General features: G+C 61.6%; 19 protein-coding genes and 2 pseudogenes. 12 read left to right on the forward strand and 9 right to left on the reverse strand.

All coding sequences use genetic code 11. The annotated features are described in order from the left end of the window. Positions 1–798 precede the first annotated feature (798 nt). The 4 genes from LDO29_RS25590 (at position 799) to LDO29_RS25605 (ending at position 6,111) form a co-directional block, all read left to right on the forward strand. Positions 799–1,452, forward strand: coding sequence for a nucleotidyltransferase domain-containing protein (locus LDO29_RS25590; protein ID WP_224082545.1), 654 nt, complete (start codon positions 799–801; stop codon positions 1,450–1,452). Continuing rightward, positions 1,415–1,843 (forward strand): hypothetical protein, encoded by a 429-nt coding sequence (locus LDO29_RS25595; RefSeq protein WP_224082546.1) that lies wholly within the window; start codon positions 1,415–1,417, stop codon positions 1,841–1,843. The genes LDO29_RS25590 and LDO29_RS25595 overlap by 38 nt, the downstream gene beginning before the upstream one ends. Positions 1,844–3,524: 1,681 nt before the next feature. Further along, on the forward strand, positions 3,525–5,036 hold the full coding sequence (ltrA, locus tag LDO29_RS25600; protein ID WP_224082547.1) for a group II intron reverse transcriptase/maturase: 1,512 nt from the start codon (positions 3,525–3,527) through the stop codon (positions 5,034–5,036). Between the two features lie 73 nt (positions 5,037–5,109). Continuing rightward, on the forward strand, positions 5,110–6,111 hold the full coding sequence (locus tag LDO29_RS25605; RefSeq protein ID WP_224082590.1) for an IS110 family RNA-guided transposase: 1,002 nt from the start codon (positions 5,110–5,112) through the stop codon (positions 6,109–6,111). A 308-nt stretch (positions 6,112–6,419) separates the two neighbouring features. Here the strand turns inward: LDO29_RS25605 and LDO29_RS25610 are convergent. The 6 genes and pseudogenes from LDO29_RS25610 to LDO29_RS25635 all read right to left on the reverse strand — a co-directional run. Next, positions 6,420–6,665 (reverse strand): annotated as a pseudogene (locus LDO29_RS25610) (transposase domain-containing protein); the annotation flags it as partial. An 88-nt stretch (positions 6,666–6,753) separates the two neighbouring features. Then, positions 6,754–7,749, reverse strand: coding sequence for a tyrosine-type recombinase/integrase (locus LDO29_RS25615; protein WP_224082548.1), 996 nt, complete (start codon positions 7,747–7,749; stop codon positions 6,754–6,756). Beyond that, positions 7,746–8,693, reverse strand: coding sequence for a tyrosine-type recombinase/integrase (locus LDO29_RS25620; RefSeq protein WP_224082549.1), 948 nt, complete (start codon positions 8,691–8,693; stop codon positions 7,746–7,748). The genes LDO29_RS25615 and LDO29_RS25620 overlap by 4 nt, the downstream gene beginning before the upstream one ends. Beyond that, positions 8,690–9,922 carry a site-specific integrase gene (locus LDO29_RS25625; RefSeq protein WP_224082550.1) on the reverse strand — a complete coding sequence of 411 codons (1,233 nt, stop codon included), beginning with the start codon at positions 9,920–9,922 and terminating at the stop codon, positions 8,690–8,692. Before LDO29_RS25625 ends, LDO29_RS25620 begins: the two co-directional genes overlap by 4 nt. 556 nt (positions 9,923–10,478) lie before the next feature. Next, positions 10,479–11,687, reverse strand: coding sequence for an IS91 family transposase (locus tag LDO29_RS25630; RefSeq protein ID WP_224082551.1), 1,209 nt, complete (start codon positions 11,685–11,687; stop codon positions 10,479–10,481). A gap of 8 nt (positions 11,688–11,695) precedes the next feature. Then, the gene (locus LDO29_RS25635; RefSeq protein ID WP_224082552.1) at positions 11,696–12,574 is read right to left on the reverse strand and encodes a tyrosine-type recombinase/integrase; all 879 of its coding nucleotides are present in this window, start codon (positions 12,572–12,574) and stop codon (positions 11,696–11,698) included. Positions 12,575–13,161: 587 nt separating this feature from the next. On the opposite strand from LDO29_RS25635, the gene LDO29_RS25640 reads away from it, so the two are divergent. From LDO29_RS25640 to LDO29_RS25650, 3 genes are read left to right on the forward strand one after another with little or no spacing between them, the layout of a single operon-like run. Beyond that, the gene (locus LDO29_RS25640; RefSeq protein WP_224082553.1) at positions 13,162–14,130 is read left to right on the forward strand and encodes a site-specific integrase; all 969 of its coding nucleotides are present in this window, start codon (positions 13,162–13,164) and stop codon (positions 14,128–14,130) included. Continuing rightward, positions 14,127–15,098, forward strand: coding sequence for a tyrosine-type recombinase/integrase (locus tag LDO29_RS25645; RefSeq protein ID WP_224082554.1), 972 nt, complete (start codon positions 14,127–14,129; stop codon positions 15,096–15,098). Before LDO29_RS25640 ends, LDO29_RS25645 begins: the two co-directional genes overlap by 4 nt. Next, positions 15,095–16,108: a site-specific integrase gene (locus LDO29_RS25650; protein ID WP_224082555.1), complete on the forward strand. Its 1,014-nt coding sequence runs from the start codon at positions 15,095–15,097 to the stop codon at positions 16,106–16,108. The genes LDO29_RS25645 and LDO29_RS25650 overlap by 4 nt, the downstream gene beginning before the upstream one ends. 49 nt (positions 16,109–16,157) lie before the next feature. Here the strand turns inward: LDO29_RS25650 and tnpC are convergent. Beyond that, positions 16,158–17,021, reverse strand: a pseudogene (tnpC, locus tag LDO29_RS25655) (IS66 family transposase); the annotation flags it as partial. A gap of 20 nt (positions 17,022–17,041) precedes the next feature. Between tnpC and LDO29_RS25660 the strand changes: the two are divergent. After that, the gene (locus tag LDO29_RS25660) at positions 17,042–18,685 is read left to right on the forward strand and encodes an ISL3 family transposase (RefSeq protein WP_224082556.1); all 1,644 of its coding nucleotides are present in this window, start codon (positions 17,042–17,044) and stop codon (positions 18,683–18,685) included. A 277-nt stretch (positions 18,686–18,962) separates the two neighbouring features. Here LDO29_RS25660 and gcvA read toward each other — a convergent pair whose 3' ends face one another. Then, positions 18,963–19,892 carry a transcriptional regulator GcvA gene (gene gcvA / locus LDO29_RS25665; RefSeq protein ID WP_224082557.1) on the reverse strand — a complete coding sequence of 310 codons (930 nt, stop codon included), beginning with the start codon at positions 19,890–19,892 and terminating at the stop codon, positions 18,963–18,965. Between the two features lie 260 nt (positions 19,893–20,152). Here gcvA and LDO29_RS25670 point away from each other — a divergent pair, with 260 nt between their 5' ends. The 4 genes from LDO29_RS25670 (at position 20,153) to LDO29_RS25685 (ending at position 24,639) form a co-directional block, all read left to right on the forward strand. Beyond that, on the forward strand, positions 20,153–21,352 hold the full coding sequence (locus LDO29_RS25670) for a CaiB/BaiF CoA transferase family protein (RefSeq protein WP_224082558.1): 1,200 nt from the start codon (positions 20,153–20,155) through the stop codon (positions 21,350–21,352). A 1-nt stretch (position 21,353) separates the two neighbouring features. Beyond that, on the forward strand, positions 21,354–22,508 hold the full coding sequence (locus LDO29_RS25675; RefSeq protein WP_224082559.1) for an acyl-CoA dehydrogenase family protein: 1,155 nt from the start codon (positions 21,354–21,356) through the stop codon (positions 22,506–22,508). Between the two features lie 93 nt (positions 22,509–22,601). Then, complete coding sequence (gene acuI / locus LDO29_RS25680; RefSeq protein ID WP_224082560.1) at positions 22,602–23,588, forward strand: acrylyl-CoA reductase (NADPH); 987 nt, start codon at positions 22,602–22,604, stop codon at positions 23,586–23,588. A gap of 79 nt (positions 23,589–23,667) precedes the next feature. After that, a complete protein-coding gene (locus tag LDO29_RS25685) occupies positions 23,668–24,639 on the forward strand; it encodes a Bug family tripartite tricarboxylate transporter substrate binding protein (RefSeq protein WP_224082561.1) in 972 nt (323 codons plus the stop codon). A 76-nt stretch (positions 24,640–24,715) separates the two neighbouring features. Here LDO29_RS25685 and LDO29_RS25690 read toward each other — a convergent pair whose 3' ends face one another. Further along, on the reverse strand, positions 24,716–25,486 hold the full coding sequence (locus LDO29_RS25690) for an enoyl-CoA hydratase/isomerase family protein (RefSeq protein ID WP_224082562.1): 771 nt from the start codon (positions 25,484–25,486) through the stop codon (positions 24,716–24,718). Positions 25,487–25,495: the final 9 nt, after the last annotated feature.

Consider the following 25,495-nt stretch of genomic DNA (forward strand, 5'->3'; position numbering starts at 1 on the left):
TTCCTTATGTCCGTTGCGTCTCGCGCTGATTGCGGAGATGTTCAGAAAATCGCCCCAGCCGTTCGCGGGATAAACGCCCTCCCCAAACCTCAGATTGCGCGGGACGTAACAGCTGAGGCTCTGGCAGGGCTTGCTCATCGACCGTGGGCCACGTGGCCAGATTGATCTCCACGTCCGACTCTGCTGCAGTACTTCGGGCCCGTAGATGTATTCTGGCGCGCACCCTACGGCCCTCCCATCCCGCTCCAACAAGACACAACATTAGGTGAAACGGCGGCAGCGATTACAACTTTCGGTGCGGAAGGGCACAGACGCGCTCAGGTAGAGTGTCGCGCAACGCACTGATTCGGGGGATTTCCTGCCAGGTGGGATAGGGGAGGGTTACAACATTAGGTGTGCAAGCGATCGCGCTCACACAACTAAAGTTGTAACTATCATTTCAACTAAAGTTGTAACGCTCGTCCGCGAGGCCGAACGTTGCCGCCTCGGCGTCGGCGCCGGGCCTGTCACCATGATGGCTCGCGCGGGCCAGAAATCAAAGGGCCAGAAACAAAAGGGTCAGGATCGGCTGCGGTCATGATCCGGCAGGGCGCGCGCACGCTGGTAGCAGCGGGCCGCCTCGGTCAGTTCGCGCGCCTCCTGCCAGAACCCGTTCCGGCAGCGCACCACCGCCACGAACGTTTGATCGTCTGCCGTGGAAAGCAGGAAGCACCCCTGCGCACATCGCGCGGCACCATACGCGCAGGTGCGAAGGAAGTGGCCCTTCGGTGGAGATGAGACGGTGGGCAGTTATCGAAAATGGGATTGATAGAACCCAATTTGGGAGATATCATTCCCGACATGGGAACCTCCTTTGCCGATGCACTTTTTACCAAGTCTCAACAGCGGGTAATGGCTGTGCTGTTTGGGGCGCCCGAACGCTCGTTTTATGCCAATGAGATCGTCGCGCTCGCCGGGGCCGGCGTCGGCGCCGTGCACCGGGAACTCGCCAAGTTGGAGGGTGCCGGGCTGCTTACGTCGCATCGCGTTGGCAATCAGCGGCACTACCAAGCCAACCGGGAAGCCCCGATTTTTGAAGAATTGCGCAGTATCGTCAGCAAGACCTTGGGGGTCGGCGAGATCTTGCGTGACGCGTTGCAGCCGCTGTGGACACGCATCACGCTCGCATTCGTCTTTGGATCGGTAGCGAAAGCGTCCGATCACGCGGGGAGCGACGTCGATGTGCTGATTCTCGCTGATGATCTATCTTACGGCGAAGTGCTCGCGACATTGGACCACGCCAGTGAGCGCCTGGGGCGTAAAGTCAATCCCACTGTCTTCAGCCCGACGGAGTTCGTCAAGCGAATCCAGGAGGGACGTGCGTTCGTGATACGCGTGCTAGACCAACCGAAGATCTTTGTGAAAGGCAATCCGGATGAGCTTGACTCCCTCGCCCGCGCTGCAAAATCTTGAACGCGTCAAGAAACTGAAGGCGGAGCCGCCCGATTCGAGAGAGTGCGCTGCACTGTTGCGCTCCGCAGAAATCCGCTTGGGCGATGCACAGAATGTCTCCCTTTCGATCGAGAGCCAGTTTGATCTGGTGTATAACGCCGCTCACGCCGCCGCGCTTGCAGCGCTACGTCGGCATGGCTATCGTTCGGACAATCGCTATCTGGTTTTTCAGTGCCTGCAGCACACCCTCCATTGGTCAGCGGAACAATGGCGTCTACTTGACGTCGCGCATCATAAGCGGAACCTTGCGGAATACGAAGGAGATCTGACGATTGATCAAGCCTTCGTCAAGGAGCTAATTGCTGCCGTCAGGCAATTGGTGGACGCAGTGCGCGCGTTGCTGGCTGAGTGAAGGGTGGCGGCGGGTAAGCTCCTTCTTGATTGCTCGGGCGCCGTGTTCTCACTGGGTTCGGCCTTGCGTAGCCGGAATATTTCAAGGGTTGGGTTGCAGTGAAGTGTAGATGGAATGGTCGCCTCCCGCCTCGGCGAATTGCCGACCGTGGCCGGCCCAGAAGGCTGTCCAGAGCAGTCAGCTGTCTCGCGGCCGGATTCTTGATTGGTTCCACATGGCCATGAAGTTCAACGCCGCGCAGCGTTCCGTGTTCGGCAGCAAGGTGATCGACTCACTGGAACGAGAGTCGATAGAGACCGAAATCACTCACGCCCCAACTGACTGGTCTGGCATCGCGTGAAGGAGAGCTTTACTATACTTCACGCCTTCACGCCTTCACGCCTTCACGCCTTCACGGCTGACGGCGGCTGGAACGCTGAGCACCGAGCACCGTCAGAGATCAATAATCAACCCCCATGGGTGAAGCGCCGGCCGACGCCATGGCATCGGCAGGCCCGTCATGGTCTCCTGGAACGGCAGCCGCGGGTCCGCTCGAGCGAGCCTGTCTTGGTCATCGCCGCGCTGGCGGCGTCCGTGCCGCCCTCGATTCCCCGAAGTGAAGCCGGCAAAACCCGGCAACCTGGCTTCGATGATTAAGCGCATGGTCTGCTCCTACCCTTGCGATACCAATCAGCGTAGTCCACACGCATCCCGAGCGGCCCTCGCTTGGGGGCCTCCCCAACATTTGCACGCTCTCCAAGGCTTGCCGCTACTTGACAAACTATTTCCGATAGAAGCGATCTGCAACAGCAGCGTGGTTGCTTGCCGCGATGCATTGGTAGGCTGTCGCCAGCCTAGCGCTTTGGTGCAAGCCACTGCATCCGCCGACCGGCGTTTTCCGCTGGCTCAGCGGCTTTGACGTTGTCGAACAGCATGAGCATTCGCGAGAGATCCGTAAGCAATGGGATGGACGCCCCCACCCGGTGACGGCATCGATGTGCCAGAGTGGAAGTGTCACTAGCCACTCAAACCGGAAGGGGCATCCATCATGCAGATTACGACAATTGGGATCGACCTGGCCAAGAATGTGTTTGTGCGACCTGCAAGTCGCGTGAGTTTCTGTTTCACTGGAGCATCTATGACCTGATGAAACCGGTTGTTCCATCAACCGTTCCCTACCCAGACACGCGGAGCCGGTAACAGCTCGGTGTGAAGCTCTGGGGACAACGTAGCCGCCGGATACCCGGTACGCCCAGCCGCAAGGTGAAGCGGAATCTGCCAGCACGAAGGCGGAGAGGAGCAAGGGATGAGTGGGTACGACCAACATATGTGAACTTCGGTTAAACGTCGTGAGCTTGAACAAGCCAAACGTGCTGATAGGCTTGAACCAAAATGGTATGCGGTGAGGAATGGTCTCTGAATACTGGGCCATCGTGGACAACACACCGCCGGCGAAGACGAAGGGTCCGCCCCACTCGGAGATTCATGTGGAACAGGGTAAGCCCATAGCGCCGCCGGCGACGGCAGGCGAACCGCAAGGAACGCTGTTGGCACTGTGGGTAAAGGAATGCGGAAAAAGCGAACGCCCGGCTGTAATGGACGGGATACGGGCTGCAACATTGCCCGACGCGAAAGCGGGCAGACTTCCGCGCGGTCATTCATGGCGAGAAAACTTGAGCAATCGTTGTACGCGGGAGAGCAGATGACAGGGATCGATACCGAAGTGCAAGCGCGGTCCATCGACGCTGGTGCGCCCGCGCGCGCCGAACAGATGTGGAACCAGGCGAACTGGCAACGCATCGAGACAGACGTGAGACGACTTCAGGTGCGTATCGCCAAGGCAACTCGAGAAGGCCGGTGGGGCAAGGTGAAAGCGTTGCAACATCTGCTGACCCGCTCGCATAGCGGCAAGATGCTAGCCGTGAAGCGAGTGACAGAAAATCGCGGCAAGAGAACGTCGGGGGTGGACGGTAAGATATGGACATCCCCGGCGGCTAGATGGAAGGGAATGCTGTCGCTACGGCATCGCGGTTATCGTGCGATGCCGCTGCGGCGTGTTTACATCCCGAAGAGTAACGGCAAGAAGCGTCCGCTGGGGATCCCCTGCATGCGGTGCCGGGCGATGCAGGCGTTGTGGAAGCTCGCTCTGGAACCGGTGGCAGAGACACTGGCGGATCCAAATTCCTACGGCTTCCGGCTCGAACGCTCGACTGCCGACGCCATCGAACAGTGCTTCATCGTGCTGGCTAAGAGCGTTTCGCCAGAATGGGTTCTGGAAGGTGACATCCGGGGTTGTTTCGATAACTTCAGTCACGCCTGGATCCTGGAGCATATCCCGATGGATAAGGCAATCTTGCGCCGTTGGCTTCAAGCCGGATATATCGATGAAGGAACCCTATTCGAGAGCCGGGCAGGTACCCCGCAAGGGGGAATTATCTCGCCAGTGATCGCGAATATGGCGTTGGATGGGCTTGAGGCGGCGGTTTACGCAAGCGTGGGAATGACCAAACACGCGCGCACCAAGACCCAGCTCAACGTCGTCCGCTATGCCGATGACTTTGTGGTGACCGGCATATCGAAAGAGGTGCTCGAATCCAAAGTACTTCCTGCGGTCAGGCAATTTATGGCCGCCCGAGGGCTAGAACTCTCGGAGGAGAAAACTCGGATCACGAACATTGCGGAGGGTTTCGATTTCCTCGGTCAGAACTTGCGCAAATACGCTGGCAAGCTGCTGGTCAAACCAGCGACGAAAAGCGTCAGATCGCTGCTCGCCAAGGTCAGGGAGATCATCAAAGGCAACGCGAGCGTCACGCAGGAGGCGTTGATACAGAAACTGAACCCGGTCATCCGGGGCTGGGCCATGTATCACCGTCACGTCGTGGCGAAAGCAAGCTTCTCATTGATAGACTCGCACATCTGGCATCTGCTCTGGAAGTGGGCTAGGCGTCGACATCCCAATAAAGGAGCACGGTGGGTCAGGAGGAGGTACTTCCAGGCTGACGGACACCGGTCCTGGGATTTTGCAACGAAGGGTTCGGCTGACAGCGGTACCAGCGGATTTCGGCTCTTCCGCGCTATGACGATCCCAATTACGAGACACGTCAAAAGCCGAGGACTGGCCACCCCGTTCGATCCGGCGTGGGCTAGCTACTTCTCCCGTCGTCAAACTGCGAAACGTTCTGTCAAGTTGTTCGGTGCCACACCGTGGTGCTGAAGAGTGGCTTGAGCCGGATGCGGGGTGACTCGCACGTCCGGTTCTTAGGGGGCGGTGGCGCAGCAATGCGCTACTGCTACCCGACCAGGTCCACGGCGCGAACGAGCGAGGCAAGACGGTGCTGCGCAAGCAGTTGCGGCGGGAGCAAGTCGCAGCGTTCTTCGCCAACCTCCCGAGCTGCTTGATCGGGATGGAGGCCTGCGGCAGTGCACACCACTGGGCCAGAAAGCTGCAGGCGCTAGGGCATACGGTCCGGCTGATGGCGCCGCAGTTCGTGAAGCCTTATGTCAAAAGTAACAAGAACGACGCGGCCGATGCGCAAGCTATTTGCGAGGCTGTAACGCGGCCCACGATGCGGTTTGTACCAATCAAAAACATCGAACAGCAGACAGTCCTCTCACTCCATCGCGTGCGCCAGGGCTTCATAAAGGCTCGCACCGCTCAGGCCAACCAGATCCGTGGCCTGCTGGCTGAGTACGGTCTTGTTGTGCCACAAGGCATTGCCTACATCGCCCTGCGTGTGCCGGATCTCATCGAGGATGCGACGAACGATTTGCCCGGCACATTCCGCCAGCTTATTGACCGACTGCTCGAGCATCTCAAATTGCTCGATCGACAGGTCAACGAGATAGAGGCACAAATTAAGGCCTGGCATCGAGACGACGAAATCAGCCGCCGACTCGAACAGGTGCCGGGAATCGGCCCGATCACAGCCAGCGCGCTGGCTGCGACGGTCGGCAATGCAAAGAACTTCGACAACGGAAGGCAGCTTGCCGCGTGGTTGGGGCTTGTGCCACGACAACATTCCAGCGGCGGCAAGGCAAAGTTGCTTGGCATGAGTAAAAGAGGCGATGCGTACCTTCGAACCTTGCTCATCCACGGGGCCCGGTCGGTAATCTACCGAGCGACGCAGAGGAACGACCCTAACAGTTGGCTGGTCAAGCTGACGACGCGCCGAAACGCTAACGTCGCGGCAGTCGCCTTGGCTAACAAGACAGCTAGAATCGTCTGGGCTTTGCTTGCCCACGACCGTCAGTTCCGACCCGACTACACGCCTGCTATCTCAGCCGCGTAGTCAAGTCGGCCAGTCAAAACAGACTTCATTAAGAGTGGATCACACCACAGATTGCTCAAGCAATCACGAAGTGATGGCAAGACAGGTAAGACCGTGGTCGGCACAGCCCGCGTCGGACGAGGCACCAAGAGTGCGTGTAAGCGACCGAGGCGCCGACCAGCAAATCCCATCAGGGACAGCGAGCATACCCATGCTCGCATCAAAAGTCCGGATGTACGGGAGCAATCTTTCCCTACTCGTCGTTATGAACTGAGAGCTTGGCAAACTGGGGGCGTCCATGTACGCCCGGTGAATCCGTCTTGACAGGGCTATGCAGTGATGGCGGAAGCGGCCCAGCGATGGGGCAGGAGTTCCGCGATGTCGGCAGTCTTCTGGGTTGGCAGTCGCGTGAGCACGTCTTTCAGGTATGCATAGGGATCATGCCCGTTGAGCTTGGCGGACTGGATCAGGCTCATGATCGCAGCCGCCCGCTGGCCGGCGCGTAGCGACCCGGCGAACAGCCAGTTCGATCTCCCGAGAGCGACAGGACGGATTTGCCCTTCGATGTGGTTATGCCGACTCCCCGATTATGCCGCGTCATGAATCCATGCACACAACGGATGGGTGGATCTCTGTTCCCGGCCGCTCGGATTGTCGGCATTATCAGAGAGCCTCCAGGAAGGCGAGCAACGGATCTGGAGGTTTGTAGCGTGTCGGCGCGACACCGCTCGCGGTGGCGTGCGCGAGCGCGCGTTCCTTGAGTTGCATGTCGGCGTGCAAGTAGATCTGAGTCGTCTCGGAGGACTCGTGACCGAGCCAGAGCGCGATTACGGACAGGTCTACGCCGTGATGTAACAGGCTCATCGCGGCCCCGTGTCGAAGCGTGTGGGGAGTTACTGATTTGTCCTTCAGCGAGGGGCACGAGCGGCACGCGATTGCGACGTTGCGTGACACAAGCCGCTGAAGTGCGTCGGCGCTAAGACGGCCACCGCGCGAACTGGGGAAGACCGGATCGTCGGGTTCGCCAGGTTGATAGCGTAGCCATGCTTTCATCACCGCGACGACGTCTGGTCGAAGCGGAGTGCATCGCATCTTTCTGCCTTTGCCGAGGCAACGGACGTGGGCGCCTGTACCGAGCACCACATCCTGACGCCTGAGAGAGGTCAATTCGCTATTCCGCAGACCCGTTTGAACCGCTACAAGAAGCAGCGCTCGATCGCGGTTGCCGATCCATGTTCGTACATCAGGTGCCGCTACTAGTGCTGCGGCCTCGCTCTCGGTTAGAAACTCGACGGGACCATGTTCACAACGTTTGGATGGAATTGCAAGGATACGCTGACACTGCAGAAACAACGCAGGTTCGCTGACCGCGACGAACCGGAAGAAGGCATGCACGGCGGCAAGCCGGGTGTTGCGTGTCCGCACCGAATTGCCTCTGCCGTGTTCGAGGTGCTGTAGGAATTCCTCGATCAACGACACGTCGAAGTCCTCGATTCGCAGCTTTGACGGCGTGCGCCCGATACGCTTCGTGGCAAACGCTAGAAGCAGCCGGAACGTGTCACGGTAACTTGCCACCGTATGCGAACTCAGACCTTGCTGCTCGAGCAGACGCTGGCTAAAAAAACGCTGAACGAGGGATGGGAGACTGGAGGCGCTCACGGCTGTTCTCCTGGACAGTACTTGTCGAGATAGGCTGCCGCGAGTTCGAGCAACTCAGGAACCGCTTCGATGTACCAGTACGTAAGACCGACGTTGACATGCCCGAGGTAGGCGGCGAGTTTCGGCAATTCCCGACTTACGTCGCGACCGGCACGATACCACTCGACCAGACGTCCAGTCGCGAAGCTATGCCGGAAGTCCTGGAGGCGTGGGCCGTAACCATCGCGCCCATCCTCAGTCGCCGATCGCAGACCGACAGCGCGCGACATTCTGACGAACATACTTCGTGCGGTGCCGGCCTTCAATCGCTTGCCGCTCTCACTAACCAGGAACGCCTCGCTCAATCGTAAAGGACAGAGTTGATCGCGTTTCTGGACGTAGTGTTCGAGTGCCACCCGGGTCGACTCTGCTACAGGAACACACCGCGATTTGCCGAGCTTCGATTCCCGGATGGAGAGTATTCCGCTGACGAGGTCAACGTCGGACCGGTCGAGCCGAAACGCTTCGCCTGGCCTGAGGCCCGTCGCTACAAGAAGCCCTATGAGCGTCAAATAGGTCAGTGCTCGCATGCCGGTTCGGGATCGCAGTTGAGCTGCTCGGGTCATAAGCAGATCAATTTCCTGCTCAGTGTAAATGTGCGGGGCATTGCGCTGTCTGCGGGCACTCAGGAGCCCTGCCGGAGGAATCTGGTTTCGACCGTCAATGACGTTCATCCATCGCGCGAATCCTCTCACTTGAGAGAGGCGTCGCCCCCAGGTGGCGCGTTCGACGAGTGTGGACGTCATCGCCCAGCGCAGAGCCAGATCGGTAGTAATGAACTCTGCATCTTCATGTTCCAGAAGATCAACGAAATGGCCGAGTGCCAATGCAGGTTCGTAGAATGACGCCCCGAGAGCGCGGCGGACCGCCACGTACCGAGCGAGAGAATCGCGGATCGCAGTCATATTGAACCTCCAGCGGTCGGCCACGAGCGCGCGACCTCGCGCAGGTCCTCAAACGCGACCTTTGCATAGATCGCGGTACTATCCAGTGAGCGGTGCCGCAAGACCTCGGCTATTTCTGCCATCGAGGCCCCGTGGCGAATCATCGTCGTTGCCAGACCGTGACGGAACAGATGTGCGGCGCCCCGGCACGCGGGGCGGAAACCGGCACGTGCGAAGGCCTGACAAACAATCTTGCCAATCGCCGCCGGCCCCGCCAAACCAACCCGAGGTGCCAATCTGCGAAGGAAGACGCGGCGCGATGCGCTTGCTCCGCGACCATCGCGGAGATATGTTGCGATTGCTTCTCCGACCTCCGATGACAGCGGGACGTGCTCGACCATTTGCCCCTTGCCATGAACGACGAGTTCTCCCGAACGCCAGTGAATGTCGTCGAGTTCGATGGCAACGATTTCTCCGGCACGTAGACCGAGCCGCGCCAACAACAGCAGGATTGCGTAGTCACGACACCCAGTCGGGGTCGACCGGTCTGCAGATGCAATGAGAGCTTCTTGCTGCTCAGGCGTGAGGAACCTCGGCACAGTTGACTGTCGCCACTTACGAACTGAAGGCACTGACTCATACAGGTCTCGGGCCGTATCGCCGCGCAGAAAGAGGAAATGGCAGAACGAGCGAAGCGCAACTGCCATCAGCCGCGTGTACTCTGCCGATCGGCCTTTGCTGCGGGCAAGAAGATGATTCCGGATCGTTACCGCGTCGAATGCATCTGGCAATAAACTTCCGTCGCTGGCCGAGTGGCTGTCGAGAAAGTCGCGAATGAACGGGCCATAGACGAGCAGAGAGTTCTTCGCGAGTCCGCGATCCTGCCTCAGATAGTCCAGGTATCGACCATAGATGTGCGCAATTGCGGATTGGCGGCCCGACGTCGGCGGGCACACAATGGCTTCGGCACGCAGATAGGCGAGAAACTGCCGTAATGTGGGTCGCGCACGCTGGACGCGGTCTCGTGATGCGTCGATCATGCGCTTCATAAAGCGAGCTGTGACAGACTCATCGAGATCAATCAGGTCGATGTGCCTGTTCTTCATCCACCCAGAGAACGCACACAGGATTCTTCGTTTCTTGCGAAGTGATACCTCGGAATAGTGTGCCGTCCGTAGACGATCAAGAAATGCATTGATGTGATGGGCCGGCAGCCCGCCGGATTCGCTGACTGTGCGTTTCGCATTCATACGATTTCTCCTGGCCAGCGCGATAGCTAGCCTGAGAAATCATACGTTTATGCCGACACAGCGTTCATGAAAGGCCATGCCCACCGTCACGCGCATGCACGACGCGGCATAATCGGGGAGTCGGCATAACCTGCGTTGTACTAAACCGCTGACGCGGTAGTGGGAGGTGGGCAAAGGACTATGGCTGACGTTTCATGATGCAGAGGGTTTTTTGATTGGCGATCGCGGCCCCTCACGCGTGAGTCGGCCGGTCGGGGCCAGTCCGCGATCGGTAATCAAAAAAACATTTGTGCTAAACCGCTCCGCAGGCGCTCGCTTCTATGGGCATTGAATGAACGACGCGATGATTCGCGATGCCCGGCACGTGGCCGTGGCACGCCGGAACCGTGCGATCTGAGAGAGCCGGTGGCGCGATGACAGCGGGAATGCGCGGGTCAACGGCCAGATAGTGCGGAGTTTCGCGACATTGTGATGGTGCGAAGACGGCAAAGCACGAGTCGGTTCGCGTTGGCCACATGGGGAAGACCAACGAGCTCGAGGTTGGTACTGATGCCGGTCACTGTCCATGGCTGGGATCAGGTGGAGCCCGCGGCAGGATGCCAGGCACACCGCCTTCGATGCGGACCATGTGGCCCTTGCCACAGACGGGGCAATCGCGCAGCGACCTGCCGGTGAGCCGCTGGTAACGGTCACGGTAGTCTTCCCCGATGGCGGGTGACGCAGCGGCGGGTGACTCGACGCCGAGCAGCCGCCGGCAGGTGGCCAGGCGCGCCGCCCGGTGGCAGTTGGCGAGCCACCCGTAGCTACGGATGCGCTTGAAGCCGTCGGGCAGCACATGCAGCAGGAAGCGGCGGATGAACTCATCGGCCGTCAGGGTCATGGTCCTTTGGCGGGCTTCGTGACGGTAGTCCTTCCACCGGAAGAGGACCGAGTCGCCATCAAGGCGCAGCAACCGGTTATTCGAGATGGCGACGCGATGCGTGTAGCGGCCCAGGTAGTCGAGCACCTGTCGGGCGCCGCCAAACGGTGGTTTCGCGTAGACGACCCACTCCGCGTGAGCAGCGGGTGCGAGCCAGGCCGCGAATGCTGGCGGATCACGCAAGGGTTCGAGCTGGCCATGGAAGCGCAGCAAGCCGGTGTCGAAGGCGCGGCGCAGTTGCTCGAGAAACAGACGTCGGAACAGCCGTGAGAGCACCCGCACGGGCAGAAAGAAGCCCGGTCGACACGCGATCCAGCGCTCGCCGTCCGGGGCAATGCCGCCGCCTGGTATCACGCAATGGATGTGCGGATGGTGCAATAGATTCTGCCCCCATGTGTGCAGGACGGAGAGGAAGCCGATCTCCGCGCCCAGGTGTTTCGGATCGGCGGCGATCGTGCGCAGCGTCGCGGCGCTGGTGCGGAACAGCATGTCATAGAGAAGCCTCTTGTTCTGGTACGCGAGTACCGCGATGGGTTCGGGCAGTGTGAAGACGACATGGAAGTACTCGACCTCGGGGAGCAGTTCGGCCTGCCGGCGCTCGAGCCATTGCGCGCGGGCGAGCGACTGGCACTTCGGACAGCATCGATGGCGGCACGAGTCGTAGGCAATGCGCTGATGCCCGCAGGCATCACACTGCTCGACATGGCCGCCGAGCGCGGCGGTGCGGCACAGCTCGATGGCGCTCATCGCGCGCCGCTGGGCACGACTGAGGGCGTCGGCATGGGTCTGCCGGAACTGTGGGCCGCAGCGGCGAAAGATATCCGCCACCTCGAGCGCCGGTCGCATCGCCGGCTTCAGAAGTATGTAGGCGGTGTGGGCTCAGGCGGGATGGGTGCGGGATGCGGCAGCAGGTCGAAGGGACTCGGGGTCGCGCACACGGTGCTGGTCGCGATTCGTAAGTAGCGCGAAGTGGTCGCAAGGGACCTATGGCCCATCAGCAGCTGGATCCGGCGCACGTCGGTGCCGGCCTCCAGTAAATGCGTGGCGAAGGCGTGCCTCAGCGAATGCGGTGTGATGGGTTTCGTGATGCCGCTGCGCTTACGTGCAAGCTGGCATGCCTGGCCCACGGCATCGCGGCTGATGGGCCGTCCGGGAATGTTGCCCGGAAACAGCCAGTCCCGCGGGTGAGCATCCTGCCAGTACGTTCGCAGGATCTCAAGCAGCTTCGGCGACAGCATGACGTAGCGATCCTTACGGTTCTTCCCCTGGTTCACACGGATGACCATGCGCTTGCTGTCGATATCGGTGACCTTCAGATGCACGACTTCTGACACCCGCAGTCCGGCGGCGTACGCGGTCATCAGGATGGTGCGGTGCTTGAGACTGGCGATCGCCTCGAAGAAGGTGGTGATCTCCTCCAGGCTGAGGATGACTGGCAGTCGGACCGGCTTCTTCGGCAAGGGAAAGTCCTCGTCGCTCCAGTCGCGTTTGAGCGTCACGCGGTAGAGAAAGCGCAGTGCGCCGATCGTTGCGCCGAGACTGGCGGGTGCCAGCTTGCGCTCTTCGCGGAGATAGACGAGCCAGGCCCGGATCTCCTCGGGACCCAGCAGTTCGGGCGAACGGCGAAAGTGGCGGGCGAAACTGGATACCTGAATCAGATAGGACTTCTGGGTATTCTCTGCAAGGTTGCGGATCTGCATGTCATGCAGCATGCGTTGGCGCAGTGGCGTCATGGCGAGCCTCCTGGAAGCAGTGGGTGGAATGCCCAACCGGGCGTTCACATACTGCTCCTGGCGACACCGCTCACCACCTCGCTGGGGTTCAGCGCCAGACAACCCTCTTCATGAAACGTCAGCCATAGTCCTTTGCCCACCTCCCACTACCGCGTCAGCGGTTTAGTACAGGGCCCATTATCTCGAGTGCTGTTTTATCTGGTGCTCGACGCACGAGGTTACTGTCCACACGAGGAACTCGGCTGACACAACACCGCATAAATCCAGCGCGTTCAACGAGCATGTGAATCCGATCTGGCCCGGACAGCGTATATGCTTGCATGAACACGCAGTCACCCAAGCCACAACCGTCCGAGCGTACGCCTAGCCTGCGGGACATCCTGCGCGTATGGCATGGCGATCGCTGTGTCCGCCCAAGCACTGCGCGTCTATACCTCCATTGGATCGGCCGGTTTCGACGCTATTGTCGCGCCCTAAATCTTGATGAAGGTGCCGAACTATCGCGCGAAGGGGTCAAGCGCTTCCGGTCCTGGTACGCGCGTACACGCAAGGTTAACCCCGCGTATCTCAGTCACGTGAGTTCGTCTATGCGCTCGCTGCGGCGCGTTCACGAAGTCATGGGCTTACCGGTGCCGCCGTGGCAATCCCTCGAATGCCATCGGCCACCTGCCATGGGGGTTCTGCGTGACTACACTGCCTATCTTGGGCAAGTTCGTGGCAATCCCGAGGTCACGATCCGCAAGAAGCTCGATCACGTAGGCAAGCTGTTCGAGCACCTGCGCAGTTCCGGTAAGACCTGGCGCCATCTGAGCTTGCCCGACATCGATGCATTCCTCATCGTATGCGCCAGCCACTATGCACGCTCGACGACGGCCGACATCGCCAGCACGGTCAGATCCTTTGCCCGGTTCTTGCTGGCCAGCGGGCGCATTCGCGCCGACTTGGCCGACGGGGTAATCTCGCCAGTACAGCCCAGATCCGAACGCCCCCAGCGCGCATTACCGTGGGAGGACGTTCAGCGACTCCTGCGCGCTGTGGACACGAGCACCGCACGCGGACTGCGCGACCATGCGCTGTTGTTGATGATGAGCACCTACGGCCTGGGCGCCGGCGAAGTGATCGGCCTGCAACTGCAGGACATTGACTGGGATGCCGGTACGCTGCAGATTTCGCGCCCGAAGACCAGCGCCAACTTTGTGTTGCCCTTGCTTCCCCCAGTGGCCAAGGTGCTGGCCCGTTACCTGCGGCATGGGCGTCCGCCGCATACACCTACGCGGCATGTGTTCGTCCAGATGAAGGTGCCATTCGGCGCCCTCACGGCATCGTCGGCGGTGCGGCACGTGCTCATCAAACATGCCAAGATCGCCGGTATCCAGGCACCTTACCTAGGCAGCCACGTCTTGCGGCACTCGAACGCCGCGCGGCAACTCGATGTTGGCACCAAGGCACGAGTGTTGTCGGATCTGCTCGGACATCGCGACCCGGAGTCGGTGTCGGCCTACCTGCGCATCGCCACGCAGTCGCTGCGCGACGTCTCTCTTCCGGTGCCGCGATGAGCACGAAGATTACCGCCGCTACCCTGACCCGTGACGCAATGCAGTTCCTGGCGTTTAAGAGGGCCATGGGCATGGGCTACCGCCGCGCCGAGTTTGTGCTCAACGGCTTCGTGCGCTTCGTCCGTGACCGGTATGGCGACCGTCCTGCGTCATTGGAGCAGGTGGTGACGCAGTGGGTGACGCGAATCGAAGGCCGCAAGGCCATCACGGTGGGCAACGAATTCGGCGTGGTGCGTCAGTTGTGCCTGTTCCGTCGCCGCAGCGATCCATATGGCTTCGTCCCCGATCACGCGGTGGCGCCGGTCAAGGAGTCGGTGTTCGTGCCTTACATCTTCAGCCGCGAAGAGGTGCTTGCCATGGTGGGCGCGGCCACGCGGCACGAGGGTCGCAACATGTGGGGGGCGATGCTGCGCGCGCTCACGCTCGTACTGTACTGCACCGGGATGCGGCTGGGCGAAGCCACCAGTCTGCATCTGGTCGACGTCAATCTACGCACCGCCGTTCTCACAGTTCAACGAAGCAAGGGGCGCTCGCGCATCCTGGCGATCCGCAACGACCTGGTCGTCGAATTACGCCACTACCTGCGGCAACGCGAGGAAGTCCTGGCGGCAAGCGGGGCCGACGATCCATTGACACTGTTCATCCGTCGCGACGGATCTGCACTCACTGTGCGGGCTGCCTCGGATGTGTTGCGATGCCTGCTGCGCGATCTCGGCTTGAAGCCGCCACGCGGTCGCTCGGGTGCTAGGCCTTACGAGTTCAGGCATGCCTTCGCCGTACATCGGCTGACCGCTTGGGCCATTGAGGGTGTGGACGTGCACACGAAGCTGCCGTGGTTGTCGGCCTACCTCGGCCACCAGAACGTCCTTGGTACAGAGGTGTACCTCAAGGCCACGCCCGAGCTGTTGCAACTCGCGAGCCAGCGCTTCGAGCAGCACTCGCGCCGCAAGCGCCGATCGCTGCCATGAACCGCTCGCAGGATGGTCTGTTCGCGCTTGTGCAGTCGTACTTCACCGAATACCTGCCGACGCAGCGAGGTGCCAGCGTCCACACGATCAGGGCCTACCGCGATGCGCTGACGATACTGTTAAAGTTCGTTTCTGAGCAGCGCGGCCGAGGGGTTGCTTCCTTGCAGCTCGGCGACATTGACGCTGATGCCGTGACACGCTTCCTGGATCATATCGAGATGCAGCGATCGAATTCGGCAGCAACACGCAATTGCCGCCGAGCGGCCATCCGTGGCTTCTTCAAGCATCTACTGCGCAACGACTTGGCGCACTCGCAGCAGTACATGCGAGTGCTGGCGATCCCTGCAAAGAAGGCGCGGCAGCGGCCAGCAACCTACCTTGAGGCGGAGGATGTCCGCTTGATCATCAGCACGCCCAATCGGCGCACCGTCGACGGTTGGCGTGACTACGCGCTTCTGCTCTTCCTCTACAACAGTGCTGCTCGGGTCAGCGAAGCCGCCGGACTTCGGTGGGACGATCTGCAATTGACCTCACCAAGGCAAGTTCGATTGCACGGCAAGGGCAAGAAAGAGCGCCTGTTGCCGCTTTGGACCGAGACAGCCAACGCGCTGCACCGACTGCGCGGTATGTCAGGTGCTACCGATGAACAGTGCGTATTCCTGAATCGACACGGCCAGCCTATGACCCGCGACGGCGTCGCCTACGTTCTTGGCAAGCATGTAGCGGCAGCGGCTCGCGACAACCCAGTGCTGCGACGCAAGCACATCACGCCACACGTGCTACGTCACAGTTGCGCCGTTGCGCTTCTGCAGTCAGGAACCGACGTGACGGTGATCCGTGACTATCTCGGCCACGCCAGCGTCGCCACGACCGGCCGCTACATCACGACCAACCTGCAGATGAAGCGAGAGGCCATGCTCGCCTTCTGGAAGAAGGCGGGCATCGAGCCGGCGAACGCGAAGACATGGAAGCCAAAGGGCGACATGCTCGCGTTCTTGAAGTCCCTGTGAGCAATCCGAATTTATGTCGAGCTCGGATCATCGGTCGACCGCATGAACGCTGCTGCCAAGTGGCTTCACTCAAGATAAAACCGTACTCAGGATAATGCGCCATGCACCCGATCTCGATGATGCCGCTGCCGAAGCTGGCCTTGTACCCAGAGAAGTCATCGCACACCAGCTTGCCTTGCCAGTTCTGCAGGAACGCCCGGGCATGTTCCCCGCTGCGGCTCGGGGCAAACTGATAGACCACTGCACGCAACGACGAGAACTGGCTCGGCGCGTAGGCCCATAGATAGTCACGATGCGTCTTGCCATTGCCTGGCGAGAGCATCTGCACCGGTGTCTCGTCGGCGTGCAGCACGCTCTGGGTCAGTACCTCCTGCTGCAGCGCGTCCACCAGCGGTTGCAAGTGCACACCGCAGATGCCGACCCAGGCGCCCAGCGTCGATTGCGGGATCGCCAAGCCAGCGCGCGCGTAGATACGTTCTTGCCGATAGAGAGGAAGATGGTCACCGAACTTGGACACCAGCGTATGCGCCAGCAGGCCGGCGGTGGGGATGCCCTTGTCGATGACGTGAGGAGGAACCGGTGCCTGCGTGAGGGTCTCGCATTGCCCGCATGCCCACTTACCCCGGATATGGCGTTCGACCGTGAACATGCCGGGGGTGTAGTCCAGCTTCTCGCTGACGTCTTCGCCAATGCGCTTGAGCGCGCAGCCGCACGCGCAAGTCTCGGACTCTGGCTCGTGACGGATCTCAGTGCGAGGCAACTGGGGCGGCAGCGCCTGGCGTTTCGGCTTGTTCTTGGGCTCCGACTTGGACGACGGGATCAGAGCTTCCAGCTCGGCCTCGATCGCCTCAAGGTCTGCATCAAGAGCCTCTTCCAGCAGGCAGAGTCGAGGGCCTGTTCTCGGGCCGATTTGGCCGTACGTTGATCGTTACCATGAGGCAAGTTCTCGGTGGGATTGATCGTATCCTCGCCCGGGTGGGTAAGCGCTTCGTCTCCAGCGATGCGTGCGGGGAGACCATTACTGTCGAAGCCTGTAGTACGGTTCGCGCGGCCCCTTGTCCTGCCTGCCATCGTTGGAGTCACCGACTCCACGGCCGCTATGTGCGCAGACTGGAAGAACGTCCGGTGCTCGAGCAGCGGGTCGTTCTCGCTATTGAGATGCGTCGCTTCAAATGTACGAACGCCAATTGTCCCCGTCGTACGTTTGCCGAGAACATCCACGCTTTGGCCGGTCGGTATCAACGTCGTACACGATCGCAAGCTCGGGCGCTACACGCGCTGGGCCACGCCCTCGGTGGTGAGGCGGCCGCCCGGCTTGCTGACGCCTTGGGCTTGCGCACCAGTGCCGACACCGTGCTGCGGGAATTGCGAAGAGCTTCTGGGCGCAAGCGCAAACCACGACTGCGGGTCGTCGGCATCGATGACTGGGCGATCGCGCGCGGTCACCAGTATGGAACAATCATCGTCGATCTGGAGCGACGTGAGCCGATCGAAGTGTTCGCCGGCAGGGACGCCATTACGGTGGCTGCGTGGATGCGTGCGCACCCATCGATCGAGATCGTCGCCAGGGACCGGGCCGGGGCCTATTCCGAAGCGGTCGACCTCGCGCTGCCGGCAGCCAAGCAAGTCTCGGATCGCTGGCATCTGCTGAGCAACCTGCGCTACAACGTCGAGAGGCTGCTTTACCGACTCGGGCCACAACTGCGCCAAGCCGCGCAGCAAGTCGAGGTCGGTAGCATGACCCTGGGCCGGCAGGGGGTGCTGGGCCACAACTCACTCCGGTCGTGGCAGCGTCTGAGCGATCGGCGACGCGCCACGCGGCTGGCGCTGTACGAGCGAGTGATGGCGCTACGTGCGCAGGGCGGCACGTTCAGAGGAATCGCGCACGAACTCTCAATCAGCAATGTAACCGTGCAGAAGTTCGTCCACGCGGGGGCATTCCCCGAGCGCACGCCCTGGGCTCGGGGTCCGACGCCTTTGGATCCCTATCGCGACTATATCGAGGAACGAATCGCCCAGGGTTGTCGCTTTCCTGAGCTGATTGTGCAAGAACTCAAGCAGCGCGGCTATAAGGGCAGTCCCGCCTGCGTGCAGAGTTGCGTGGCCCGCCATCTCTTTCCGCAGGGCAAGGCACCGCTTGTCCAAGTACCCGTTCGTACGATTCCGTGCCCGTCGGCCCGGTGCGTGTTTGGATGGCTTGTCGGATGGAGAAAGCTCGCTGTCGAGGAGCCAAAGAGCGCGGACCACGATCAGTTCGTGCAGGCGCTGTGCAAGATCGAACCCGTGGTCGGCGAGGTGCGCAGCCTCGCGCGGGAGTTTCTCGGACTCATGCATCGGCGAAGTGGGCGACATTTCGATCGATGGTTTAAACGTCTGTCGTGCTGCGACGCTGCGGAAATGCGTGGGTTCGCGCAAAGCCTGCGCGCCGACTTACCGGCTGTGCGGGCGGCTTTCATGCTGCCATGGAGCAATGGCCAGACCGAGGGTCATGTCAACCGGCTCAAGCTCCTCAAGCGCCAAATGTATGGCCGCGCGAATATCGACCTTCTGCGGCTGCGCGTGTTGAAGCCGAACTAAATGGCCGGCCTGCTCGTACTGCTGCACCCGCTAGTCCGGTAGCCATCGCAGGCGCGTGAGTTCGTGCGCCCGGGAAGAGGCTGGCGGGCTCACCCACGTTAATCAGAAAGAGGAATGGTGGGTAGTGGGGCGGGAAAAACGCGACAAGGTCCTCCACGCGAGTTTGCCGTCGTCACACAAATTGCGGAAGACCCACGATTACTTCTCTTCACGACATGTAAGAGCCGGCGGAGTCACAGCAGCCCACTATGCTCTCGTCGCTGCACAACGCTCGCGCCTAGCAATATCGATCAGCCGAAAAGACTTTCTCCAGAATCACTCCCAGATCCGACTCGAATTGTTCTCCCTCCCTTTCGAGCCAGTCACAGAAGGTCTTCACCACCGGGTCATGCTGGCGCTCTTGCCGCAGGATCATGAAATAGTTCCGGCAAGGCAGCATCCTGCGGCCAAACGGAATCACCAGTCTGCCGGAAGCCACATCGGAAGCCACCAGCGAGGACGGTCCCATCGCCACACCCAGCCCGTCGAGGGCCGCCTGCAGGGCGAAGTAAAGGTGTTCGAGCTGGAGCGACTGCGCGGGCACCAGGCTGTCTTGCCAGAACGCCTTCAGCCAGTCGTTCCAAACCGTCGGCCGCGCCTGGCAATGCAGCAGCGTGTGATGGCGCAAGTCGCCGATTCCCTCGAGCCTGCCGTCCTTCAACAGGCTCGGCGCGCAAACCGGGAAATGCATCTCAGGGATGAATTTTCGCTTGACCAGGCCGGGCACGGTATCCGGCTCGCGGCGGATGATCACATCGATATCGCCGGACAACTCTTCCACGGGTTCGAGGCCGGACGAGATGTCGACCTCGATGGTCGGGTGCGCCGCCCGGAACGACACCAGCCGCGGAAATAGCCAGCGCATGATGAAGGATGGCAACGCATTGACTCTCAGCACTTCATGACGACTCAGGCTTCTGGATGCGGAGGCGATCGCTGAGAGCGCGGGACTCACCGTAGCCAGATACAGCCGTCCCTGGTCGGTCAACTGAACGCTCTGTCCGAGCCTGCGGAACAAGGGCACGCCCAGCCATTCCTCGAGCGTCTTGACCTGGTGACTGACGGCGCCGTGCGTAACACAGAGTTCCTCGGCTGCACGAGTGAAGCTCAGGTGCCGGCCGGCCGCCTCGAATGCCCGGATGGAGTTTAGTGGGGGAAGGCGGCTCATAGTCGTTAGAAAATCTCACACTGGTTGTCAGATTATATGCTTTGTCCTCCCTTTATTTCCCGTGCTTCAATGCACTCCCGTTTGCTGCATGCCGGAGTTTTTCGGCGACTGGTGATGCCGGCCAGCAGCGTACCCGAGCGGCAGCGTGCGATGTGAGATTTTTGCACCGGCCAGTTGAGCAGGGCACGCGATCCCATACCAGGCCATATCCGAATCGCCGCGCGGCAGCGACAGAACATATCAATGCATGAGGAGACCACGTGCTGAGCGGCAAGACCATTCTCGACCTTACCTGGGTGCTGGGCGGCCCTTTCGCAGGCCAACTGCTGGCGCAGCTCGGCGCCGAAGTCATCAAGATCGAGCCGATAGACGGCGACTTTGCGCGTTCGGTCCCGCCCCTGTCGGACACGCAGGACTCGGCCTTTTTCTTGTCTGTCAACCGCGGCAAGAGGAGTGTCGCGCTGGACCTGAAGACCCCGGAAGGCAAGGAGGCCTTCTACGCGCTGGTGCGTACCGCCGATGCCGTGATCTATGGCTTCGCGCCGGATGTGCCGCGCCGGCTCGGGTTGGACTACCCGTCCTTGAAGGCTATCAATCCGCGCATCGCGGTTGCGCAGATCGTCGGGCTGGATGACAAGGGTGCCTACGCCAAGGCGCCAGCGTTCGACCTCGTGTTGCAGGCCATGGCAGGCGTGATGGGCATCACGGGCGACGAAGGCGGCCGGCCCGTGCGGGTCGGTTACCAGGTGGCGGACCTTGCCGGCGGGCTGTACCTGGCGCTGGCGACGGTGGCGGCCATGCTGAAGGCGGAATGCACGGACGTGGGCGAACACGTGCAGCTCTCGCTGTTCGACGCACAGATCGCGATGTTGAGCTGGCAGGCGCAGGGCTTCCTGTCGTTCGGAAAAATGCCATCGGCGCTGGGCGCGCGGCACGCGATGATCGCACCGAGCGATGCCTACCCGACAGCCGATGGCCGCTATATTGCCGTGGCACCAACGGGCGAGGCGTTCTGGCAGAAGTTTTGCACCGCCATCGGCCGCGAAGGCCTGATCGACGACCCGCGCTTCGCGAGTGCTTCCGCCCGCATCCAACACGTGGAAGAATTGACTGCGGAACTGTCCAGCACCATGCGTACCCGGGCCGCTGCCGAATGGGAAGCCTTGCTCTCGGATGCGCGCGTGCCGGCAGCGGTGATTAAGCGTGTCGACGAAGCGCTGGCGCACCCCCTCATCGAAGCCCGCAGCATGGTAGAGACCGCGGCAAGCCGCAGCGGCGACAAGTCCGCCCGCCTGCTCGGCAATCCCTTCAAATATGCCGGCGCCGCGCCGCTGAGCTATCCGCCCGCGCTTGGCGAAGATACGGTCGCCGTATTGACGGAGCGGGCGGGATACAACGCCAGCGATATCGAACTCATGGAAGCAGCCGGCGCGATACGTACCGCGCGAGCGGAATCCTGATATGGACCTGACCCAGGAGTTTGACCAACTATTGGACACGAAGGCCCGCCAGTTGATCACGGCGGCCCGAGAGTTTGCCGGGGAAACCGTGTTGCCTGCCTCCCGCCTGGCGGCCGGCGCGCACGAGTGGGCCAGCGCGACGATCCGCGCGGCCTGCGGCATCGGCCTGGGCGGCATGGAAATCCCGGTAGCGCTTGGCGGGCACGGCATGCGCTATTTGGTGCGGGCCCGCGTGGCCGAGGAACTCGCACGTGTCGATTTTCCCTTCGCGTTCGCGCTGATCAACCATCACAATGCCGCGGCCCGGATCGCCGCCCACGGGACCGCGGTGGCCAAGGACCGCTTCCTGCCGCCCATGCTCGCCGGCGACTCGGTGGGTTGCACTGCAATGTCCGAACCGGACGCTGGCAGCGATTTCGCCGCTATCAGCACCACCGCGAGCCGCGTGACTGACGGTTGGCGCCTGGATGGCGTCAAGCGCTGGATCGCCAATGCCGCCGGCGCAGATGTGTTGCTGACCTTCGCCCAGACCAACCTCGCGAAAGGGGCGGCAGGTATCGCCTGCTTCATTGCCGACGGCCGGAATCCGGGTTTCACGCGCGGTCCGCTTGATCCGTTCGCCGCGATGGGCGCGGCCGGCATTGGCGGCTTCACGTTGAGCGCGCACCACGTACCGGACGACCATGTCCTGTATCCGCCGGGCGAGGGATTCGCGCAGGCGATGGCCGGGGTCAACAAGGCTCGCACGCATATTGCGGCCATGGCTTGCGGCATGGTGGCGGCCAGCCTCGATATCGCGCTGGCTTATGCGCGCAAGCGCAAGACATTCGGCAAGTCCCTGCTGGAGCACCAGGGCCTGCGCTGGTCGCTCGCCGATGTGGCTACGACGCTGGAAGCCATGCGCATGTTTACGTATCGCGCCGCCACGCTGATCGACCAGGAGCGCAAGGAAGCCATCCTGGCAGCCGCGATGGCCAAGAAGTTTGCCGGCGAGCAGTGTCTCCCCGCGATCGCCGGATGCATGCAAGCGATGGGTGCGGTCGGGATGGGCGACGACAACGTGCTGGCAAAGCATCTGCTGGCGGCAAAGGCGATCGGATTTGCTGATGGCACAACCGAAATGATGAACGAGAGAATCGGCGCGACCCTGGCGTAGCCCGCGTGAACGCCCGCGTACACCAGACCGGTCCGGCTCGGAAAAGGCCGGCCGACCCCGGGAAGATCCCATTTCAGTAGGAGAGGAGCGTGAATGTTTGATGCAATCGTCCTTGAGAAGGACAGCGGCGGCGCAACCCAGGCCGCCATTTCCCACTTGGATACCAAGCGGCTTCCGCCAGGCAATGTGACTGTGAGGGTTGAATTCTCGACGATCAACTACAAGGATGCGCTGGCGATCACAGGCAAGGCCCCCGTGGTACGCAAGTTCCCCATGGTGCCGGGCATCGACTTCGCGGGCGTGGTCGAGCACAGCGACGACGAACGCTTCCGGCCAGGTGACGCTGTCATCCTGAATGGCTGGGGTGTAGGCGAAACGCACTGGGGCGGGCTGTCGCAGCGCGTCCGTGTGAATGGCGACTGGCTGGTGCCCCTGCCCGCCGGCATGAGCGCACGCCAGGCGATGTCGATCGGTACGGCGGGCTATACGGCGATGCTCTGTGTGAATGCGCTGGAGCGACATGGCCTGAGGCCGGATAGCGGGGACGTCCTGGTGACAGGCGCGAACGGCGGCGTTGGCACCATCGCCATCGCCCTGCTTGCGCAGCGCGGCTATACCGTGACCGCTTCGACCGGCCGTCTTGCCGAAAGCACGTATCTCACCGCGCTCGGGGCCGCGCGGGTGATCGACCGGGCAACGCTCTCGCAGGCCGGCAAGCCACTGCAAAAGGAATGCTGGGCAGGCGCGGTGGACTGCGTAGGCAGCCACACGCTGGCCAATGTCTGCGCCAGCATGAAGTATCGCGGGCTGGTTGCTGCCTGCGGGCTGGCCCAGGGCATCGATTTTCCCGCCAGCGTAGCGCCCTTCATTTTGCGCGGTGTGACACTGCTGGGCATCGACAGTGTCTACGCCCCACGCGCGGAGCGCGTCGAAGCCTGGGAGCGGCTGGCAAAGGAGTTGCCGGTATCGGTGCTCGCCGCCAACACCACCGAGATATCGCTTGCGCAGGCATGCGCCGCGGCTGCGGACCTGATCAGCGGAAAGATCAGGGGACGGCTGGTAGTCAATGTCGGCGGCTGAAGACCCGCGTCGCGACCAGACAGGCCAGCCAATAGGCTAGGGTGCGCGACGTCACCACACAACAAGGAGGAGACAACTCATGAACGTGCCTGGAAAAGTCCGGTCGCTGCTGGCAGCGGCCATCCTATCGTCGTTCGCTGCCACGGCAGGGGCCCAAAGCTACCCCAGCCGGCCTATCCGTTTGATCGTGCCGTTCCCGCCTGGCGGCTCGGTCGATCATGTCGCGCGGATCATTGGCCCGACGCTGTCAGAGTACCTGGGCCAGAACGTCATCATCGACAACAAGGGTGGTGCCAGCGGTACGATCGGTACCTACGAAGCGGCCAGGGCTGCGGCCGATGGTTACACGCTGCTGATGGTATTCGACTCCCATGCAGTGAACCAGCATCTCTACAGGAACATCAAGTACGATACCTTCAATTCGTTCGACTACATCAGCCTGATGGTGAGCGCCCCCATGTTGCTTGCCACCGCGAAGAATTTCGCGCCGCAGACAGTGCCGAAGATGATTGCCTACGCCAAGGCCAATCCGGACAAGGTAACCTACGGATCCTCCGGCGTGGGGGGCTCCAACCATCTGTACGGGCTGGCGTTTGCCTCGCAGGCCAATTTCTCGGCCACTCACGTTCCCTACAAGGGCGGCGGGCCGATGCTGACTGCAATCCTCGGCGGTGAGATCAACTATGTGGTTACCACGCTCCCGGTCGTGATGCAATACGTTAAGAGCGGCCAGGTCAGGGCGCTCGCCATCGGCAGCCAGGCGCGCGTGCCGCAGTTGCCTGAAGTCCCGACTATTGCGGAGTTCGTGCCGGGGTATGAGGCGAACTCATGGGTCGGCATGATGGTGCCCAAGGGCGTGCCCAAGGACGTGCTGGCGAAGATCGAGGCCAGCCTGCGCAAGACGCTGGAGTTCGCGGACATCAACGCGCGGCTCAAGAGCGAGGGCTTCAATGTCATTGCCAGCGACCCGGAGCAATTCCGCGAGAAGGTCAAGATGGAATCGGAGCGGCTTGGCCGGTTAATCAAGGAGGGCAATATTCGGGTGGATTGATCCGGCCGCGCCCGAGCGGGACCCATACGGCCGAACTGTAGGGCGGGGCCATCGTCGATGGCCCCGCCGCAACATATCAAACCTTGCCCGCTCGCCTCCCAATAAACCCAGCCATCACCCGCTGCGGCTCGCCATCGGCATAGCACTCGAGTTGAGCCCGGATGCCTGCCACGCAGGCTTCGTCGAATCCCGGTTGGCTCATGGCCCGCAGGCGCTGCTTTGACATACGGATCGCCGTTGGCGGCTGTGCTGCCATCGCCTGCGCACGCGCGAGGGCGCGGGTCATCAACTGATCCGCTTCGCAAACCTCGGTGACTAGGCCGATCTCATAGGCGCGCGTACCCGAGATTAGGTCGCCTGACAGCGAAAGCTGCGCGTTATGCGTGTGCCCGACATGCAGGGTCATCAGGTAGGAGCCCACGATGCTGGCTAGGCCGGCTTTCACCTCGGGCTGGCCCAAGCGGCTTTCCGGCGTGGCGATGCGCCAGTCCGCGCACAGCGCGATCTGGAGGCCCGCGCCCGCGGCCACCCCTTGCACCGCGGCAACGCAAGGCTTGTCCAGGTCGCGGATCGCCTGGTACGTAGCCCGTTGATGGGTAAGCCAGCTGGCAATCTGCTTCCAGTCCATCGCTGCGGCCTCGTTCAGGTCCTGACCGGCGCAGAAGGCGCGCGAGCCCTGGCCGGCAAGCACCACGGCGCGCACGTCGTCGCGCCGGTTGAGGTCGCCGAGCGCTGCAATCAGCCCGGCACGCAGTTCCGCATTCACCGCGTTCATTCGCTCGGGCCGATTCAGCGTGACCAGCGCGACCGCGTCCGTCACGGTCACTTCGACGGCATTCTGTGTCATATCCTCACT

Source organism: Cupriavidus laharis, from assembly GCF_914271435.1.
Classification (GTDB): domain Bacteria; phylum Pseudomonadota; class Gammaproteobacteria; order Burkholderiales; family Burkholderiaceae; genus Cupriavidus; species Cupriavidus laharis.